The organism is Microcoleus sp. S1D4, assembly GCF_036700765.1.
GTDB lineage: Bacteria > Cyanobacteriota > Cyanobacteriia > Cyanobacteriales > Microcoleaceae > Microcoleus.
Genome location: NZ_JAUBPP010000010.1, coordinates 30,175 through 48,003, shown reverse-complemented (window position 1 = coordinate 48,003; position 17,829 = coordinate 30,175). Strand labels below are relative to the sequence as shown.

The window sequence follows — 17,829 nt, the reverse complement described above, 5'->3', positions numbered from 1 at the left end:
TTAAAAATCCTCGGTTTGACCGCTAGATATGTACTCCTCGCAACAGATTTTCAGGGGGAAGAGTGCATCCAAGATTGTAAAAACTCAAAATTGAAAACTCATAATTCATAACCAATAATTAATTAAAGTGCGTTCTTTTTGGTCAGAGCCTTTTTTATGGATTCACCTTTCTGGGGCGGCTGCACTGCCGATCTGCCTGGGACTGTGTTTGCTGGGACTCGCAGTGGGTTCTCCCGCGATTCCTGTGTGGTTAGAAGTGTTTTTAGTGGCTGTAGCAGGTATTGTTCCGGTGCTGTGGATGCAGTGGTTCCGCCCTTTTTATATTTTTAGTATTTTAGTAGTGGCTGTGAAACCGGACAAGTTAACTGATTTGCAGCAGCAGATTCTGACTCGATTTAAAACTAAATTAAATAAAGGAGTGGCTCTTTTTGTCGCTGTTTTGTTGGCAATAATTTTGTGGCATCTCTACCGATTGGCTCCCCTCGCTGCTGGCGTGGCTCCGTTTCCTCCTTCCTGGCGGTGGGCTGGATTGTTGTTGGCCGGTTCTGCTTTTTTAGCTAGCAATTTGTTTTTGCAGGTGTCTGCTAGTGTGATGGCGGTTTTGCTGACGCCGGAATCTCAATTTGCAGCGACAAAGCCTTATTTTTTACAAAAAATTAAGCATGATTTTACGATCGCACTTTGGCAAGTCAATCAACTTTTGCCGACTTTTGCGGGCGAGATAACTGTCGCGGAATCTGCACCCGGAGAGTCAAGCAATCCGCCACCGACAATTAGGAATTCGCCAGCCGACAGTATTGTCAACCCACAGCTTTCTGACACCAACGGCGTTACCTCCCTACCCCAACAGTCGATCGAAAAGTTAAATGAAAAATTAAACTCGAAATAATTGTAATTTAAGCTACTTTACCTTCGACAGATGTATGCTGTAAAAAAAAATAAGTAATGGCTCTGTTCTGATTGAGATTATTAATAATTTTAATATTTAATTTTAAATCACAGATTATAGATATTTTAGGTTGGCTATTTCCAGAGAAGAATCTATAATAGAGAAAGTCAAAGTAAGCTTTCAATCCCTACAGGGGATTAAAACAGAGGTATAACAATATGGCGAATTATTCACCGATCGCACAACAACCTCAAGCAGCAGAGCCGATCGAGCTGTGCGAAGATTCTGAAATCTGGGGCAGTCTCAAATCTGCGATCGGCGCAAGTTCAGGATTTCAACGCTGGCAGCTAGAACTCAATTTTGAGAGCAAGCAGAAAAATGCCAGCATCGATCAACAGGTGCGATCCTATCTACGAGAAACTTTAGCAACTTTGGCTTACTGAGCGCCCTCAAACCAAAGATGGTCAAGGTTTGTGAATTTTACAGGCAAAGAAAGCAGGCATCCCCTCCAATCTGCGAAGTAAGTGCCGCAAGCGATCGCAGCAACTTCGGACATCAAATTGCAGGGGACACTATTTTTGCTTACTGAGTCGGAATTAATTTCCGCATCCTACTTCTACACCCTCTCAGAAAAATCCAGATAAAATTAGCCTAAAACCCGCGATATAAAGCGACTGCGACTGCTATCTATTGATGTACCTGTTGCCCAAACTCTTTATAATAGGACGGAGGCAAAAGAAAATTCACAGTGCGGTTCTGGGGGTATATCAAACCGTCAACATAACCAAATTACAAATCTTTTGCACCGTAGGTTCTATTAAATACGACACAACCAGAGTTTAGGAAAATGCGCTTAGTCATAGTTCAGTATGCCGGCGATTACGCAAAAACCTTTCAGCATCTGGTCCAAGGAGGAAGCGAAACATACTACGCTCAAAAATATTCTGTAGGTGCCGTTACTGAGATGGCAAAACGACCGGAGGCTGAGTCAGTAACGGTTATTTGCTGCATGACACCAGAATTTACCGATCGGGTTCTAGAAAACGGCGTGCGGGCGATCGGTTGCGGATTTAATTACAAAGTTGATTCCAAAAAATTGATCGAATTAATTGCCGAGCAAAATCCGACTCATTTAGTCATACGGACGGTTATTCCCGACATTTTTAATTTTGCAATTGAAAATCAAATTAGAACCATCGCTGTATTTGCCGAATCTATTGCCACAAAAAGTTGGCGCGATAAGTGGCGCAACTATAAATTGGCCAATTTTTTGAATAACAAGCAAATAGAATGGGTTGGGACTTACGGCATTACTTCATCTTTATTGTTCAAAGAAATTGGAGTAAAACCCGATCAAATAATTCCTTGGGACTTTCTCTTAGATACCAATCCCGGCTCTTTGTCGCCGAAAGAAATCCCTGCAGATGTCAAAAAATTGAAACTATTTTACGCTGGTTCGTTAGTACAAAGTAAGGGAGTTGGCGATATATTAAGAGCCGTACCAAAGTTAAAAGAGCGCAATATATCAGTTCACTTAAAAATGGCAGGTACAGGCGAAGAAGAGTTTTTTACCCGGCGAGTTGAAGAGTTGCAAATTAAAGATTATGTAGAATTTATGGGGCTGGTACCCACTCATACTTTAGAACCTTTAATGAGAGAATCCGATATCGTGCTAGTTACTAGCAGGCACGAATATCCCGAAGGCTTTCCCCTGACAATTCAGCACGCTTTACGCACTAGAACACCGATAGTAGCTTCGGATCACCCAATGTTTAAAACCCACTTGAAGCATGGCGTTAATTCCATGATTTTCGAGGCGGGAAACTCTCAGGCTTTAGCCGAATGTATCGAAAATCTGGTTTCGGATTCAGCGCTTTATCACAATATTTCTGTCGCTTCTCACTCAACCTGGCATGAGTTGCGCTTGCCTGTCAAATGGGCCGAATTGATCGATCGCTGGCTGGATGATTCCCCTGAAAGCAAACAGTGGTTGTTTGAAAACCGACTGGCTTCTGAATACTACAATCAAAAATCTAGTGATTGATTAATTCAAAAAATGCGATCGACCAACCAGCCACTTTCCCAGCCACAGCCCGAAACCGGAAGTAGCAACTAACAGGATAAATGTGTAGATCCCGCGCCCAGTGGCGATAGACCTTTCGCCCACTACCATCCGCGCCACAACTCCAGCCACAATCCCGATCGCAGCCCAAGCCCCATAAACACTCTTAGATCCAGCAATCTCTAAGGCTTGCGTCAAAGCCCCGGAACCCTCCCCAGCCAAAACCCCCGCCCACGCCCCAATCCCCAGCCCGATCGCACCTCCAAGTCCGATCGGACTTCGGGAATTCATCGCGACTTCCGCCACCAGGCCGCAGGTCAAGCCCGCAATCCCCCAACCCACCGCAGCCGCCAACACCTGGTGCCAATTCCCAGCATCCGTGCCGATTCCAGCCATCAACCCCAACACTGTCGCCACTCCCGCAGCCCCCACAACTAAAGCCACGGCCCGAGATTCCGCCTCAGAACTGGCGATCGCCCCCAAACCCGCCCCAACCGCCGCCCAGACAGCCCCCGTTACCATTCCTCCAGCCTGAAAACCGGCGATCGCCCCCCCCACCGCCCCAGCCAAAACCAGCGCCGCCAGCCACACTTTAGGCGTTGCCGAACCCTCCGCCAGCAAAATCGCGGCCCACAGCCAATCCGCACCCCAGATTAAAGCCGACATCCACAGGGGGGCGTGATATTTTGTCAAAATGCAGCCCGTCACAGCGTAACTCGCCACGGCGATCGCCAGTGGGCCCCAAGGGAAAGTTAAATAGTTTTGAGATGGCTGCGGTTTGGAATATTGAGTCGGAAACTCTTTTTTCCTTTTCGGGGTAAGCTTTAGACTGTTTTGAACTCGCCGCGCTTTCCTCGCCGCGCTGCGCCCCGAAGGCTTTCTTCCCCGCTCGGTTTGTCTATTTTTAGTGGTAAATTGTTTCTTGCTTAAAGAGTTGTTTGGAGTTGAAACTTTTTGGGATGAGGCTTTGGGGCGGGTTTGACGGCGCTGGGAACCGTGCCTGCCGGCTGATTTTCCCGAACGTCTTCTCAGTGGCTTTTCCGGCGGCGCAGGGGGTGGCGCAGGCTGTGGCTGCTGAAACGGTTTGTCGATCGACTTCGATTCCGGCTGACTGAGAAACAACACCAACTCTTCGTAAGCTTGATTAATTTCTATTAATCTTTGTTCAGCTTTTTGTTGCAGGCGATCGCCAGGGGGCAACCGATCGGGATGCCACACAAACGCTAAATCCCTGTAAGAGCGTTTAATTTCTTCTAAGGAAGCTCCAGGCTCAATTTCGAGGATTTCGTAGCATCGATTAATGTCAGCCATAGGCTTCGATCGGCAGGTATTGGTAAATTTACGCGCGTGCGAAGCTATCCCGTAAGGAATCATACTTCTTATCTTTTAGCATTCTCAGGCAAGCTGCACAATCAGCCGATCGCGATCGAGGGTCAGTCGATTATAGATTGAGGACTTATGCCATGTGCGATCGATTACCACCATTACAAAAATGGATCGCGATATCGGTCAATCGAGGGGACATGATATTACGCAGAAAACCCGGTTTTTCGGATAAATCGAAATTTTAGACTCCACTTTGGGCTCCGGTGAATCACTGCGCTGCAAGTAAATCGAAAATCGAAAATCGAAAATTTCAAATCGACTGACTGATTTTATAAGGGTTTAGAGCTTTTTTGCGGTTGCGCTCGGTTTTGAAACAGGCATCACAACTGGCTACAATGAGAAAATACTTTCGTGCGATCGCAATCTGTGTCAGTGTCGGCAAATCAAGCTCCCACCTTCATCTTAGTTGACGGCCACTCCCTGGCCTTTCGTTCCTACTTCGCCTTTGCCAAAAGTCGAGACGGAGGCTTGCGAACGACCACAGGCATTCCCACCAGCGTCTGTTTTGGCTTTCTCAAGTCGCTGCTGGAAGTTATGGCCGCCCACGATCCCCAGTACATGGCGATCGCCTTTGACCTCGCCACGCCCACTTTTCGCCACGAAGCAGACGAAACTTACAAAGCAGGTCGTCCCGAAACCCCCGAAGATTTTATTCCCGATCTCAAAAACCTGCAAGAACTCCTCACCTATCTCAATTTGCCAGCAGTCACCGCTGAGGGCTACGAAGCAGACGATGTTTTGGGAACTTTAGCCAACAAAGCCAGCGCCGCCGGTTATGCGGTTAAAATCCTCACGGGCGATCGAGATTTGTTTCAATTAGTAGAAACCGACAAAAATATCAGCGTCTTGTATTTGAGTACCGACGAGCTCAGGCGATCGGGAAAAGGCAAATCTCAAGAATACGGCCCCGAACAAGTTAAAGAAAAACTCGGTATTTTGCCCGAACAAGTAATAGATTATAAAGCTTTGTGCGGCGACAAATCCGACAACATTCCCGGAGTCAGAGGCATCGGCGACAAAACCGCCCTGCAATTGCTAGAAGCTTACAACACCCTCGACGGTATTTATGCAGCCATCGATCAGATTAAAGGCGCAACCAAGAAAAAGCTAGAAGAAGGCAAAGAATCAGCCTATCATTCTCAGCGCATGGCGACAATTGTCCAAGACGTTCCCTTAGAAATCAACTTAGAAGATTGCAAGCTTATAGGTTTTGATGAATCAGCCTTGATTACCATGCTGGAAAAGTTGGAATTCAAAACATTTTTAACCAAAGTCAAACAAATTCAAAAGCGGTTCGGTGGTGCGGAAAAAGAAAGTTCGGCAGCGGATTCTGTAACGGATTTAACGGATGTTCGGAGGGAAGGTTCGGCAACGGATTCTGTAACGGATTTAACGGATGTTCGGAAAAAGGGAGAAGTTACAGTCTCTGAATTGCCTAACGCTGATAATTCAAGTGATTTTTCCGCTGCAAGTTCTGAAATTTCAGAAGCAGACGAATTGTGGTTTTTTAGTGCGGCAGAAACCAAAGCAGCGCAACAGAAAAACAAACTGCCAATCCAACCCCGAATCATTCAAACAATAGAACAGTTAAACGAATTAGTCCAACTGCTAGAAACCCACACCGACAAAAACTCGCCCGTGGCGTGGGATACCGAAACCACCGCCCTCGAACCGCGAGATGCCGAATTAGTCGGAATTGGCTGCTGTTGGGGAACCGGAGAACAAGATTTAGCTTACATTCCCACGGGACACAAAACGGGTAAAAATTTGGACAAAGCCACGGCTTTAAATGCTTTGCGTCCGATTTTGGAAAGCGAAAATTATCCCAAGGCGCTGCAAAATGCTAAATTCGATCGCCTGATCCTGCGCTGTCAAGGAATCAAACTCGCTGGAGTCGTATTTGACACCATGCTAGCCAGTTACGTACTCAACCCAGAAACCAGTCACAGTCTCAGCGAATTGTCAAGGCACTACTTAGGCATTGTCGCAGAAAGCTACAAGGAATTAGTACCGAAAAACAAAACAATTGCTGACATCAGTATTCCCAAAGTAGCTGACTACTGCGGTATGGATGTTCATACCACATTTGGGTTAGTAAGTAAACTTAGAGCAGAATTGGATAAAGCTGATGAAGGTAGCTTTCCCGGAAAATCTTTGCAGGATTTACTGCTGAAAGTAGAACAGCCTTTAGAGCCAGTTTTAGCTGAAATGGAATACAGCGGAATTCGCATTGATTCAGCTTATCTCAATACCCTATCGCAAGAGCTAGAAATAAAATTAGCAAAACTCGAAGAAAATACCTATGAAGCAGCGGGGAGAAAGTTTAATTTAGGTTCGCCCAAACAACTAAGCGAAATCTTGTTAGAAAAAATCCCCGAACAGTTTCAGAAAAAGTCTCGCAAAACAAAGACGGGATACTCTACAGATGCCGCTGTTTTGGATAAATTGCAAGGAGACCACCCGATTGTAGACGATTTATTAGAGTACCGAACATTATCCAAATTAAAATCAACTTATGTCGATGCTTTGCCGCAGTTAGTGCGTGGGGATACCGGGCGAGTACATACAGATTTTAACCAAGCTGCAACTGGTACGGGCCGGCTTTCTTCTTCCAATCCCAATTTACAAAATATTCCCATCCGCACCGAGTTTTCGCGGCAAATTCGCAAGGCTTTTTTACCGGAGTCTGGTTGGCTGATGGTGTCGGCTGACTATTCTCAAATTGAACTGCGAATTTTGGCTCATTTGAGTCAAGAACCGGTGTTGATTGAAGCTTACCAAAATAACCGAGATGTGCATACGGTGACGGCTCAACTGCTGTTTGAAAAAGAGGAAGTAACGCCGGATGAAAGACGGTTTGGGAAAACGATTAATTTTGGGGTCATCTATGGTATGGGGGCGATTAAGTTTGGGCGATCGATGGGCAAGTCTTCGGCAGACGGGAAAAAGTTTATTGAACGATTTAACGAGCGTTACAGTAAGGTTTTTGAATATTTGGAGAAAGTAAAAAAAGAGGCGATCGCCCTAGGCTACGTTTCCACAATTCTCGGCCGCCGCCGCTATCTCAACTTCGAGAGCCCAACACTCGCTGAGTTTAAAAAAGAACGTCGCAACCCCGAGGACATTCACTCCAGCCTACTTAAGTCTCTTAACAGAAATGACGCCCAATCTTTGCGGGCTGCAGCCAACGCACCGATTCAAGGCTCCAGTGCTGATATCATTAAACTTGCCATGATTGAGGTAGACAAAATTTTGCAAAACTATCAGGCGCGGCTGTTATTGCAAGTTCACGACGAATTAATCTTTGAAGTACCTCCCGATGAATGGGAAGAATTGCAGCCAAAAATTAGAACGGCGATGGAAAATGCTCTGCCACTTAGCGTACCGCTAATAGTTGACATCCACGCGGGGCAAAATTGGATGGAAACTAAATAAACAGAGAGAAATATGAACCCAACCAAAATCACCCTTTCTCCTAAAATCAACAGCTTGAGTGCACTTTTTCTGCTGTTTTTACTCTCCGGTTGTCCGCAAAAGCTACCGCCCAACAATTATGCTGTGAAACGAGTCAGCGACGGCGACACCCTTGTCGCCAGCGATAGCGCCGGGAAGGATATCAAAGTGCGTTTTGCCTGCATAGACGCACCGGAAATTGCCCATACGAACGCTGAAAAAAATAGCAAAAAAGCAGCCGATAAAAATCAGTTTAAGTGGGGAAATCTAGCCGAGCAAAGAATGCAGCAGCTAGTCAAAAAAGGGGGAAGCCGCGTTATTTTGAGCGTAACCGATACCGATCGCTACGGCCGCAAAATTAGCGAAGTCCGCTTGCCAAACGGCACATTTGCCCAAGAAGTTTTGCTGCGCGAAGGATTAGCAATGGTTTACCGTCCTTACTTAAAAAACTGTCCTAGTGCAAGTATTGTGGAACAAGCGGAAGCCGAAGCTAAGAAAAATCGGCGGGGCGTTTGGGGAGATTCTAAGTTTGTTCCCGCTTGGACTTTTCGGAAGAAATGATTTAGGCAGTTGGCAGTTGGTAGTTGGCAGTTGGCAGTTGTTAGTTGTTAATTGTTAGTTGTTAATTGTTAGTTGTTAATTGTTAATTGTTATTTGTTATTTGTTATTTGTTATTTGTTATTTGTTATTTGTTAGTCAACAGTCAACAGTCAACAGCTAACAGTCAACAGCTAACAGTCAACAGTCAACAGCCAACAGCTAACAGTCAACAGCCAACAGCTAACAGCCAACAGTCAACAGCCAACCGTCAACAGCCAACAGTCAACAGCCAACCGTCAACAGCCAACAGCCAACAGTCAACCGTCAACCGTCAACAATTCTCTGTTTGGTCAATTCACAACAGATGTGATAGGCTCCAGATAACTCAATAAACAGCAACCAAAAGCGGTCTATTGCAATCACCCAAAAATTCACTTTAGGGAACATCAATGAAAATCAAAAATCTGGTTATTTCGGGCATTTCCTTGCTTCTCGGTACTGCAATTATAGGAAGTGCGATCGCTCAAGAACTGACCGAAAGCCAAAAAACGGTTGTTTGTCGCTTAAAAACAGAATTTGACCAGCGCTCTAGCAACGGTCAAAAATTAGTATTTGTGCCATTGTTCGGCCAAGTTCGCAAGCAAGTTTCGTCTCCGTTTAGAGCCACGCTGCATCCCGATACTGAGTATACTTTTGTTGGGACTTGCGATGGAAATTGCCAGGATTTAAACCTAACTCTCAGGGATGCGAACGGTCAAGAAATCGGTTCGAGTCAAAAGACAGGCGAACTGGCGTCAATTTCTTTTACTCCGCCATCCCAAGGCGAATATCAAATCACCGCTAAGCCTGGAGAATGCACGACTGCAGAGGGTTGCAGTTTCGGCATGGGAATCTTCGTTCCTGCCTCTGCTAGCGTACCTAATGCTTCAAAAATTCCTGCTCAAATAGCACAATTTAAACTTTGTCAGTAGAGGAACAGCGATAAGTTGTGGGTTGCGAGTAGAGTGGAGTGTTCGATCGCGAATTTAACTGCTAACTTGCAACTTATAACTCGGTTTTTATCTAGCCCAGTATCGGATCGATCGGGTACTGGTACAGATTTGAGATTGAAAAATTGGGGAATTGAGGAATTTTAGATTAATCGATCAATTCCTCAGTCACTTGAGAACCGCTATAGTTGCTAAACCATAACTGCTGCAAACTGTCAAGCCGATCGAGCTGTGGAACCCTGCAAAGGCCCCATAGCTGCCGAATTCCGGTTGAAAGTCATAACTTTATTTACCCTCACGCAGGCATCAATTAGAATATAGATAGTGCCTGTGAGGGTGACGAGTAAATTCCCCATGTCTTTAACCTTAGCCTTGAAAAATCAACTGCAAAACGCTCCTCAAATAGGGTTGAAAAATCTGTTTGGCCGCTTGGGTATCAGGCAGAAAATCGGCTGCGGATACGCCTTGGTCATTGGTATTGCGATTTTGGGTGCTGTGGCGGGACGGGGAGTAGAATCCTATCACAAACAGCAAGTTAGAGAAAAACTGGCGATCGACCGAGATAAAGCCGAAATCCTAACTAATCTTAATAATACGGTGCAGGAAGTCAGAATTCACCAGAAAGAGCTGGCGAGTCTGGTGAACAAACCGGAAATTTTCGATCGCCAGCGATCGGAATTCCTCGCCCGCGTTGCTCAGATGAGCGGCATCCTGGAACAACTGCAAACCATGCAGCCGACCAAAAATCCTGAGATTGCCAAAGACTACCAACTGCTGCAACAGTTCGCTAGAGTCAACGGCAAGACGGTAGAATCATATTTTCAACAAGTACAAAAATTGTTGGCGACTGCGAAAGTATCAGCTTTGAATCCGCAGCAGCGGCAGGCTTTCGGGCGGAACTTGAACAATTTTGTGGATGGCGAAACCGCTTTGAAACTCGCACAGTTTTCCGAGGATTCAGCCAAACTCGCTGACACTTTTGGCAATAAAGCAGACGAGGCGTTTAGAACTTACGAGAAAGCAGAAAAACTCGGAACCCTTATTCTCGTAGTTTCTCTGTTCCTATCGGCGGCGATCGCAGCGATACTTGCAGCATACACCAGCAGGGCGATCGCCCGCCCCTTAGAAGCCACTACCCTGATCGCTCAGCGAGTGACAGAAGAATCGAACTTTGACTTGCAAGTACCAGTTACCACTTCCGACGAAGTGGGAATGCTAGCAACTTCGCTCAACGAACTGATCCAAAGAGTAGCGGAATACACAGAAGACTTGCACGAAGCAAAAGTAGCAGCCGAAGCTGCCAACCGCTCAAAAAGTGCATTTCTAGCCAACATGAGCCACGAACTCCGCACCCCCCTCAACGCCATCATCAACTACAGCGAAATGCTGCAAGAAGATGCTCAAGATTCCGGTTCTGAAGACTTTCTCCCAGACTTAGAAAAAATTCAAACCGCAGGCAAACATTTGCTCGACATGATCAGCGACATCCTCGACATTTCCAAAATAGAAGCCGGCCACGTCACGCTTTATTTGGAAAACTTCGACGTAGCGACAATGATTGAAGAAGTGATGACTACGGCTCAACCGCTAGTAGAGAAAAAAGGCAATGCTTTAGCGCTGAAAACCCAAGGCGAACTCGGCACAATGTACGCCGACCAACCTAAAGTGCGGCAAATTCTCCTAAACTTGCTCAGCAACGCTGCCAAATTTACTGAAAAAGGGGTTATTACTATCGAGGTCGAAAGAATTAAGAATGGAAAAGTTAAACAGACGAAAAGAAAGAAAAATAAAGATTTTAACTCTGGTTCAAACTACAGTTCTCAAGTTTTGATTTTTCGAGTCAGAGATACAGGCATTGGCATGACCAATGAGCAATTAGAGCAGATATTCAAGCCTTTTACTCAAGCTGATGCTTCGACTACTAAGAAGTATGGAGGCACGGGTTTGGGATTGACAATTAGCCAGCGCTTGTGTCAAATTCTGGGTGGCGAAATTAGCGTTGAAAGCGAGGACGGGAAAGGCTCAACTTTTATTGTCAGTCTCCCGGAACGGGTGGTGATGCAGGCTTGAAAACAGTTGGCAGTTGGCAGTTGGTAGTTGGTAGTTGGCAGTTGGTAGTTGGCAGTTGGCAGTTGGCAGTTGGTAGTTGGTAGTTGGTAGTTGGTAGTTGGCAGTTGGTAGTTGGCAGTTGGTAGTTAGCAGTAGTCATTAGTCATTAGTCATTAGTTGGGAGTCAGTTGGCAGTAGTTGAAAGTCATATAGCGGTTCTCACAAAAGTGAGCTATGCCCTATGCCCTATGCCCTATGCCCTATGCCCTATGCCCTATGCCCTATGCCTCATCTTTCTGAGAAAGGCTATATGATGTCCGCTCAATTACTGATAATCTCTTTTTTGTCAATCAGGAAGCAGACAAATAATCATTATTTTGAGAGCTAATTTGACTGAAGAAGGTGCAGAAAACAGACTGCTAGTACATACAGGAATCCTCACTGATATTCTTGCTCAACACTTCGACTCTTTTCTGACTATCGATGCAATTAGTCGCTAATTCAGGGCGCGTTTATGTTGATTGTCGGTGAATATGAAAGATTGTTGGTGAAGCGAGCTTTTACCAATACAGCGTATTCCAGGTTTATGAAGTATACCCCAGAAACCTGGTTTCTTTACAGCTCTCGCATTACTTATTCTGTTCTGTGATATCAATTCCGGTTGCACTCATATATGATGTTAACTATTAATAGTAAACAGTCAACATTGAATTTACTATTCCGATGAAGAGAGGATTTGATATTAAACCCGGTTTCTCGCTCTGTACATCTACATGGAATATGCTGTATTATTGTGGTTAATTTCTTAAACCTGATATTACTTCTATTCTGATTAATTAATCATTGCTCGACTTGATTGCATATTTCCGATAATTTAACTGGAAGCTGAAACACAGGGCGGAAATACCTATCTACATATAGGGGAACACCGATCCGATCGCCCTCCGTAACTCCCTACAATGATAATTGTACGGGCGATCGAGTATTTGCCTCTACAGTATCGCTTTTTAATGCAGGGAATTAAAATTTATGCAACCGAATAATCCAAACCAATTTACCGAAAAAGCCTGGGAAGCCATCGCCCGCACTCCAGAAATCGTCAAAGCAGCTCAGCAGCAACAGCTAGAAAGCGAACATTTGATGAAAGCGTTGCTGGAACAAGAATCGGGACTGGCTAGCAGCTTATTTAACAAAGCGGGAGTTTCTGTATCAAAATTGCGCGATCGCACTGATGAAACTATCAGCCGCGGGCCCAAAATCTCGGGAACTGGCGGCAACGTCTATCTCGGTCGTTCTCTCGACACTTTGCTCGATCGCGCTGAAACTTACCGAAAAGAGTACGGCGATGAATTTATTTCGATCGAGCATTTGATCCTAGGTTACGTTAAGGACGATCGCTTCGGCAAAAATCTCCTGCAAGAATTTAAACTAGACGAAGCCAAGCTCAAAAATATCATTACCCAAGTCCGGGGGAACAACAAAGTGACAGACCAAAATCCAGAAGGCAAATACGAAGCGCTGGAAAAATACGGCCGAGATTTGACAGAAGCCGCGCGTCAAGGCAAACTCGATCCGGTCATCGGAAGAGATGACGAGATTCGCCGCACGATTCAAATATTGAGCCGCCGCACCAAAAATAATCCGGTATTGATTGGGGAACCGGGAGTAGGAAAAACTGCGATCGCCGAAGGACTCGCCCAGCGAATTATCACCGGAGATGTGCCGCAATCTCTCAAAGACAGACAATTAATTAGCTTAGATATGGGGGCGTTAATTGCCGGTGCAAAATTCCGGGGAGAATTTGAAGAACGCTTGAAAGCGGTGCTCAAAGAAGTGATGGACAGCAACGGTAAAGTCATCCTATTTATCGATGAAATTCACACCGTTGTCGGGGCCGGCGCGACTCAAGGCTCGATGGATGCCGGCAACTTGCTAAAACCCATGTTAGCGAGGGGAGAATTGCGATGTATCGGTGCTACAACTCTCGACGAATACCGCAAGTATCTCGAAAAAGATGCAGCCTTAGAACGCCGTTTTCAACAAGTTTATGTTGACCAGCCGACAGTAGAAGATACTATCTCTATTCTGCGGGGTTTGAAGGAACGGTATGAAGTTCACCACGGTGTAAAAATTTCTGACAGCGCGCTAGTGGCTGCGGCTACTTTGTCTACTCGATATATTAGCGATCGCTTCCTGCCCGACAAAGCTATTGACTTAGTGGACGAAGCAGCCGCTAAACTTAAAATGGAGATTACTTCCAAGCCGGAAGAACTAGACGAAATCGACCGCCGGATTTTGCAGCTAGAAATGGAAAGATTGTCGCTGCAAAAAGAAAGCAACGTAGCTTCGATCGAACGCTTGGAAAGACTGGAAAAAGACTTAGCCAATCTCAAGGAACAGCAAGGCGGTTTGAACGCCCAATGGCAATCAGAAAAAGGTGTCATCGGTAGCATTCAAACAATCAAAGAACAGATGGACAAGGTGAATATTGAAATTCAACAAGCTGAATTAAAATATGACCTGAACCGCGCTGCTGAGTTGAAATATAGCAAGTTGACCGAGTTGCAAAAACAATTGCAAGAAGCCGAAGCTCAACTGACAGCAACTCAAACCACTGGTAAAACTTTACTCAGGGAAGAAGTCACGGAATCTGACATTGCCGAGATTATTTCTAAGTGGACGGGAATCCCGATTAGCAAGTTAGTTGAATCGGAAATGCAGAAACTTTTGTACTTGGAAGATGAACTGCACAAACGGGTAATCGGACAGGATGAAGCGGTGACGGCGGTTGCAGATGCTATTCAACGATCGCGCGCGGGTTTAGCCGATCCAAATCGTCCCGTTGCGAGTTTTATCTTCCTCGGCCCTACGGGTGTAGGTAAAACCGAGTTGGCGAAAGCATTAGCATCTTATCTCTTTGATACCGAAGAGGCGATCGTCCGCATTGATATGTCGGAATACATGGAGAAACACGCGGTTTCGCGGTTAATTGGTGCGCCTCCGGGATACGTTGGCTACGATGAAGGCGGACAATTAACTGAGGCTGTGCGCCGCCGTCCTTACTCCGTGATTCTATTTGATGAAATCGAGAAAGCGCACCCGGATGTTTTCAACATCATGTTGCAAATTCTGGATGACGGCCGCGTTACCGATGCTCAAGGTCACACGGTAGACTTTAAGAATTCTGTGATTATTATGACATCCAATGTCGGCTCTCAATACATCTTAGATGTGGCGGGAGATAACGAAGAAATGCGGAGTCGCGTGATGGAGGCGATGCGGGGAACTTTCCGCCCGGAATTCTTGAACCGGATTGATGAGATGATTATTTTCCACGGTTTGAGTAAGGTGGAATTGCGGCAGATTGTGCTGTTACAAGTCAAGCGTTTGGAAAAACGTTTAGCCGATCGCAAAATGTCTCTGAAATTGTCGGAATCGGCGATCGACTTCTTGGCGGAAATCGGCTACGATCCTGTGTACGGTGCGCGGCCGCTGAAACGAGGAATTCAACGCGAGTTGGAAACGCAAATGGCGAAGGGTATTTTGCGGGGAGATTTTGTTGAGGGCGATACCATTTTTGTGGATATCGAGAATGAAAGGTTGGCGTTTAAGCGGCTGCCGGCCCAGTTGGTAACTGCGAAATAATATGAGTAGGGTGGGCTGCGGCCCACCTTATTTTTTTGAGGGGTGATGGTTCTTTTTTTTACCGCCTTTTTTAATTACTTCGATGCGCCCTGACTGCTTTAAGACTAAACTTATCGGAACCGCACTGCATCAACCCTGGACTGTGGTAAAATGATCGTATATACAACACTCCCTTGTTACTTTAAAATATGCGATCAAAACTAGAAATTACCGAGCAACACAAAAAGGTTGATGCTGCTGAAGCCGAAATCCGCGACAAGCAGCAGCTAGTTAATTACGATACCAAAGAGTATCCAGTCGAAATACTCGTTCAAAAATATATGGAAGGAAAGGATGATGATACCAATGAGTTGTTCATCCCCGACTACCAACGAGAAATGGCTTGGGATGAAGCAAGGCAGTCAAAGTTTATTGAGTCTATAATTTTGGGGCTGCCAATACCTTATATTTTTGTTGCTGACATCCATGAGGACGAAAACGATGAAGCCCGTTTAGAAATAATAGATGGTACACAACGCATTCGGACTCTAACTAGATTTATCAACAACGAATTAACCTTGACAGGCTTAAATAAAATACAGAGTTTAAATGGATTTAAGTTTGCTGATTTGCCCCTAGCCCGTCAGAGGCGCTTCAACCGCACTACACTTCGGATGATTCAACTAACTGAAAGTGCAAATGAAGAAACGCGAAGAGATTTATTTGAACGCATTAACACAGGTAGCGTCGATCTAAACGAGATGGAAAAGCGCAGAGGCATACTGCCAGGCCCGTTTCTCGAACTGATTGAGGAACTATCTAAACATGATAAGTTCCGCAAATTATGCGCCTTTTCTGAGTCTGCTATTCGCAGCCGCGAACCGCAAGAATTTGTGTTGCGTTTTTTTGCATTTTTAAACAACTATCAGAAATTTAATAGCAAGATAAACAAATTCCTTGATGACTATTTGAAGCAAGTAAATACCGAGGCGAAAAAGGCAGATCCGAAATTCGATCGCGAAAAAATGCGGGCCGAATTCGAGTCAATGCTAAACTTTGTAGAAAAATATTTTCCTCAAGGATTTCGCCAAGGTAAAAATGGCGCGAGAACCACAACTCGGATTAAATTCGAGTCTCTGGCTGTAGGTGTTGCTCTTGCTTTGAGAGAAAAAAGTAATCTTGAACTAAAGTCAACAGAATTGCTCACTTCAAAAGAGTTTAAGAATTGCACGAAATCTGATGCCAGCAGTTCTAATAATAAAGTAGTTTTACGCATTGAATATGTCCGCGACCGACTGCTAGGCAAAAGATGAACACTGTACTCTTAGATTTCAATACACGCGCCAATGAGGTGAATGATTACTTCATTTTTCTAGAGGGTTTGATCGAACAAACTACTAAATTAGCGGTAACCGATAGTGCTGGCAACGACAAAATACAAAGTCTTAATCCTGAGTTAGCAAAAACTCTTAAAGCTAATGGTTTTTTGTTATTGTATAACTTAGTTGAATCCACTATGCGAAATGCCATTGAAGCCATATTTGATGAATTTAAAAATCAAGCAATCTCCTTCGATCAACTCAAACCAGAAATCAAAATGATTGTTCTTCAAAATCTTAAAAAGCGTTCTCTTGAGGAAATTCATTTACAAATCAATCAAATATCTACAGACATCATTATAGCTACATTTGACAGCAAAAAATTATTTTCAGGGAATGTGGATGCTAAGTTGATTAAAGAAATAGCCCAAAAATACGGTTTTTCCTGTCAAACAGAACCTACTCAGACAAAGAACGGGCAAAACCTTGTAGTTATTAAACGCAACAGGAATGACTTAGCCCACGGAGTTAAGTCTTTTAAGGAAGTGGGGCAAGGTAAGACTATTGAGGATCTTTTAAAGATTAAGGATGAAGTCATAGAATACCTACGTCAAATACTGGAGAATATTAAAACTTATCTTGACAATCAAGAGTATTTGGACGTAACTACAGGTAATCCTTAATTTTAGGCTAAGAAACCGGGTTATCGGATGATTTAGCTTGGGTGGCGAGATATCTCGCCACTCAACCCGGTTTCGGGGAATTTTGAAAAATCTTAAAAACCGGGTTTCTCTAACAGTTGTAGTGTGTGCAAAGTGCACCTTATTTTTGGGCGCACTGTTTTTTTCTCGATCGCCGTAGGCGATGGAAAACCCGGTTTTTCCCTGAATTTCTCCCTGCTAAATCCTACTTCTCATAATTCCGATGCTACCGGATTTGATATTACTGGACTCGCATTCCGAACGATCGAACCTAATTATTGGCAATTAACGGGACAGCATAGAATTTTTATCCAGCAACTAAAGCAGGAGTTTCTGTTGAAATAATTTGCTCGAAACTGTCAAAAATTTCAAAGAGTTGGTCGAGTTGAGTAATTTCAAATATTAGCCTGACAGTGGCTGAGACGTTGCAGATGACGAGGCGGCATCCCCGGTGGCGGGCGGCGTTGAGTCCCCCGACTAGGGCGCACAAGCCGGAACTGTCGATAAAATCTACGTCGGCCATGTCAATTACCCAGAGTTGGTGGCGATCGGGCAAAATCTCGGCTAGCTGTTGCTGGAGGACATTCCCAGCTTGGGAGTCGAGGCAATTTTGAGGTTGGAGGATGATGTGTTGGTTGAAGTTGGGAAATTTCATAGCAGTTATCCTCGGATTGTCAAGTATCAATAAGTGAGTTCGGTTGCTGCCAAAGTTGAGATCATCAGGGAATTTCAGCTAAGGTTTAAGGATTGGACGATCGCCCGACTGTGATAAATTTAGGAGGAAAACTGGCTGGCGATCGGCATCCGGCAACCGCAA

Annotated in this window: 14 protein-coding genes; 11 read left to right on the top strand and 3 right to left on the bottom strand. The window is 44.9% G+C overall.

The annotated features are described in order from the left end of the window. Window positions 1–127: 127 nt before the first annotated feature. The 3 genes from QT998_RS12560 to QT998_RS12550 all read left to right on the top strand — a co-directional run bounded on the left by QT998_RS12560 (window position 128) and on the right by QT998_RS12550 (window position 2,933). Window positions 128–889: a low-complexity tail membrane protein gene (locus QT998_RS12560; protein WP_333115490.1), complete on the top strand. Its 762-nt coding sequence runs from the start codon at window positions 128–130 to the stop codon at window positions 887–889. A gap of 218 nt (window positions 890–1,107) precedes the next feature. Further along, on the top strand, window positions 1,108–1,332 hold the full coding sequence (locus QT998_RS12555; RefSeq protein ID WP_194012664.1) for a hypothetical protein: 225 nt from the start codon (window positions 1,108–1,110) through the stop codon (window positions 1,330–1,332). Window positions 1,333–1,736: 404 nt separating this feature from the next. Next, window positions 1,737–2,933, top strand: coding sequence for a glycosyltransferase family 4 protein (locus tag QT998_RS12550; RefSeq protein ID WP_333115493.1), 1,197 nt, complete (start codon window positions 1,737–1,739; stop codon window positions 2,931–2,933). Here QT998_RS12550 and QT998_RS12545 read toward each other — a convergent pair whose 3' ends face one another. After that, on the bottom strand, window positions 2,934–4,262 hold the full coding sequence (locus QT998_RS12545) for a J domain-containing protein (protein ID WP_333115496.1): 1,329 nt from the start codon (window positions 4,260–4,262) through the stop codon (window positions 2,934–2,936). A gap of 426 nt (window positions 4,263–4,688) precedes the next feature. On the opposite strand from QT998_RS12545, the gene polA reads away from it, so the two are divergent. The 4 genes from polA to QT998_RS12525 all read left to right on the top strand — a co-directional run bounded on the left by polA (window position 4,689) and on the right by QT998_RS12525 (window position 9,301). Then, complete coding sequence (gene polA, locus QT998_RS12540; RefSeq protein ID WP_333115500.1) at window positions 4,689–7,772, top strand: DNA polymerase I; 3,084 nt, start codon at window positions 4,689–4,691, stop codon at window positions 7,770–7,772. A 12-nt stretch (window positions 7,773–7,784) separates the two neighbouring features. Then, on the top strand, window positions 7,785–8,351 hold the full coding sequence (locus tag QT998_RS12535; RefSeq protein WP_333115503.1) for a thermonuclease family protein: 567 nt from the start codon (window positions 7,785–7,787) through the stop codon (window positions 8,349–8,351). Window positions 8,352–8,479: 128 nt separating this feature from the next. Further along, the gene (locus QT998_RS12530; protein ID WP_333115505.1) at window positions 8,480–8,722 is read left to right on the top strand and encodes a hypothetical protein; all 243 of its coding nucleotides are present in this window, start codon (window positions 8,480–8,482) and stop codon (window positions 8,720–8,722) included. A gap of 57 nt (window positions 8,723–8,779) precedes the next feature. After that, window positions 8,780–9,301 (top strand): hypothetical protein, encoded by a 522-nt coding sequence (locus QT998_RS12525; protein WP_333087386.1) that lies wholly within the window; start codon window positions 8,780–8,782, stop codon window positions 9,299–9,301. Window positions 9,302–9,534: 233 nt separating this feature from the next. Here QT998_RS12525 and QT998_RS12520 read toward each other — a convergent pair whose 3' ends face one another. Then, window positions 9,535–9,675, bottom strand: a complete 141-nt coding sequence (locus QT998_RS12520) for a hypothetical protein (RefSeq protein ID WP_194069109.1) — start codon at window positions 9,673–9,675, stop codon at window positions 9,535–9,537. On the opposite strand from QT998_RS12520, the gene QT998_RS12515 reads away from it, so the two are divergent. The 4 genes from QT998_RS12515 (at window position 9,674) to QT998_RS12500 (ending at window position 16,994) form a co-directional block, all read left to right on the top strand. Next, on the top strand, window positions 9,674–11,389 hold the full coding sequence (locus QT998_RS12515; protein ID WP_194069108.1) for a sensor histidine kinase: 1,716 nt from the start codon (window positions 9,674–9,676) through the stop codon (window positions 11,387–11,389). The genes QT998_RS12520 and QT998_RS12515 overlap by 2 nt on opposite strands. A 1,008-nt stretch (window positions 11,390–12,397) precedes the next feature. Beyond that, complete coding sequence (gene clpB, locus QT998_RS12510; protein ID WP_333115510.1) at window positions 12,398–15,013, top strand: ATP-dependent chaperone ClpB; 2,616 nt, start codon at window positions 12,398–12,400, stop codon at window positions 15,011–15,013. A 188-nt stretch (window positions 15,014–15,201) separates the two neighbouring features. Then, window positions 15,202–16,305 (top strand): DUF262 domain-containing protein, encoded by a 1,104-nt coding sequence (locus tag QT998_RS12505; protein ID WP_333115514.1) that lies wholly within the window; start codon window positions 15,202–15,204, stop codon window positions 16,303–16,305. After that, entirely contained in the window at window positions 16,302–16,994 is a 693-nt protein-coding gene (locus QT998_RS12500) for an MAE_28990/MAE_18760 family HEPN-like nuclease (RefSeq protein ID WP_333115517.1), read from the top strand. Before QT998_RS12505 ends, QT998_RS12500 begins: the two co-directional genes overlap by 4 nt. A 325-nt stretch (window positions 16,995–17,319) precedes the next feature. Here the strand turns inward: QT998_RS12500 and QT998_RS12495 are convergent, their stop codons facing one another. Further along, the gene (locus QT998_RS12495) at window positions 17,320–17,667 is read right to left on the bottom strand and encodes an STAS domain-containing protein (RefSeq protein WP_333087388.1); all 348 of its coding nucleotides are present in this window, start codon (window positions 17,665–17,667) and stop codon (window positions 17,320–17,322) included. Window positions 17,668–17,829 lie beyond the last annotated feature (162 nt).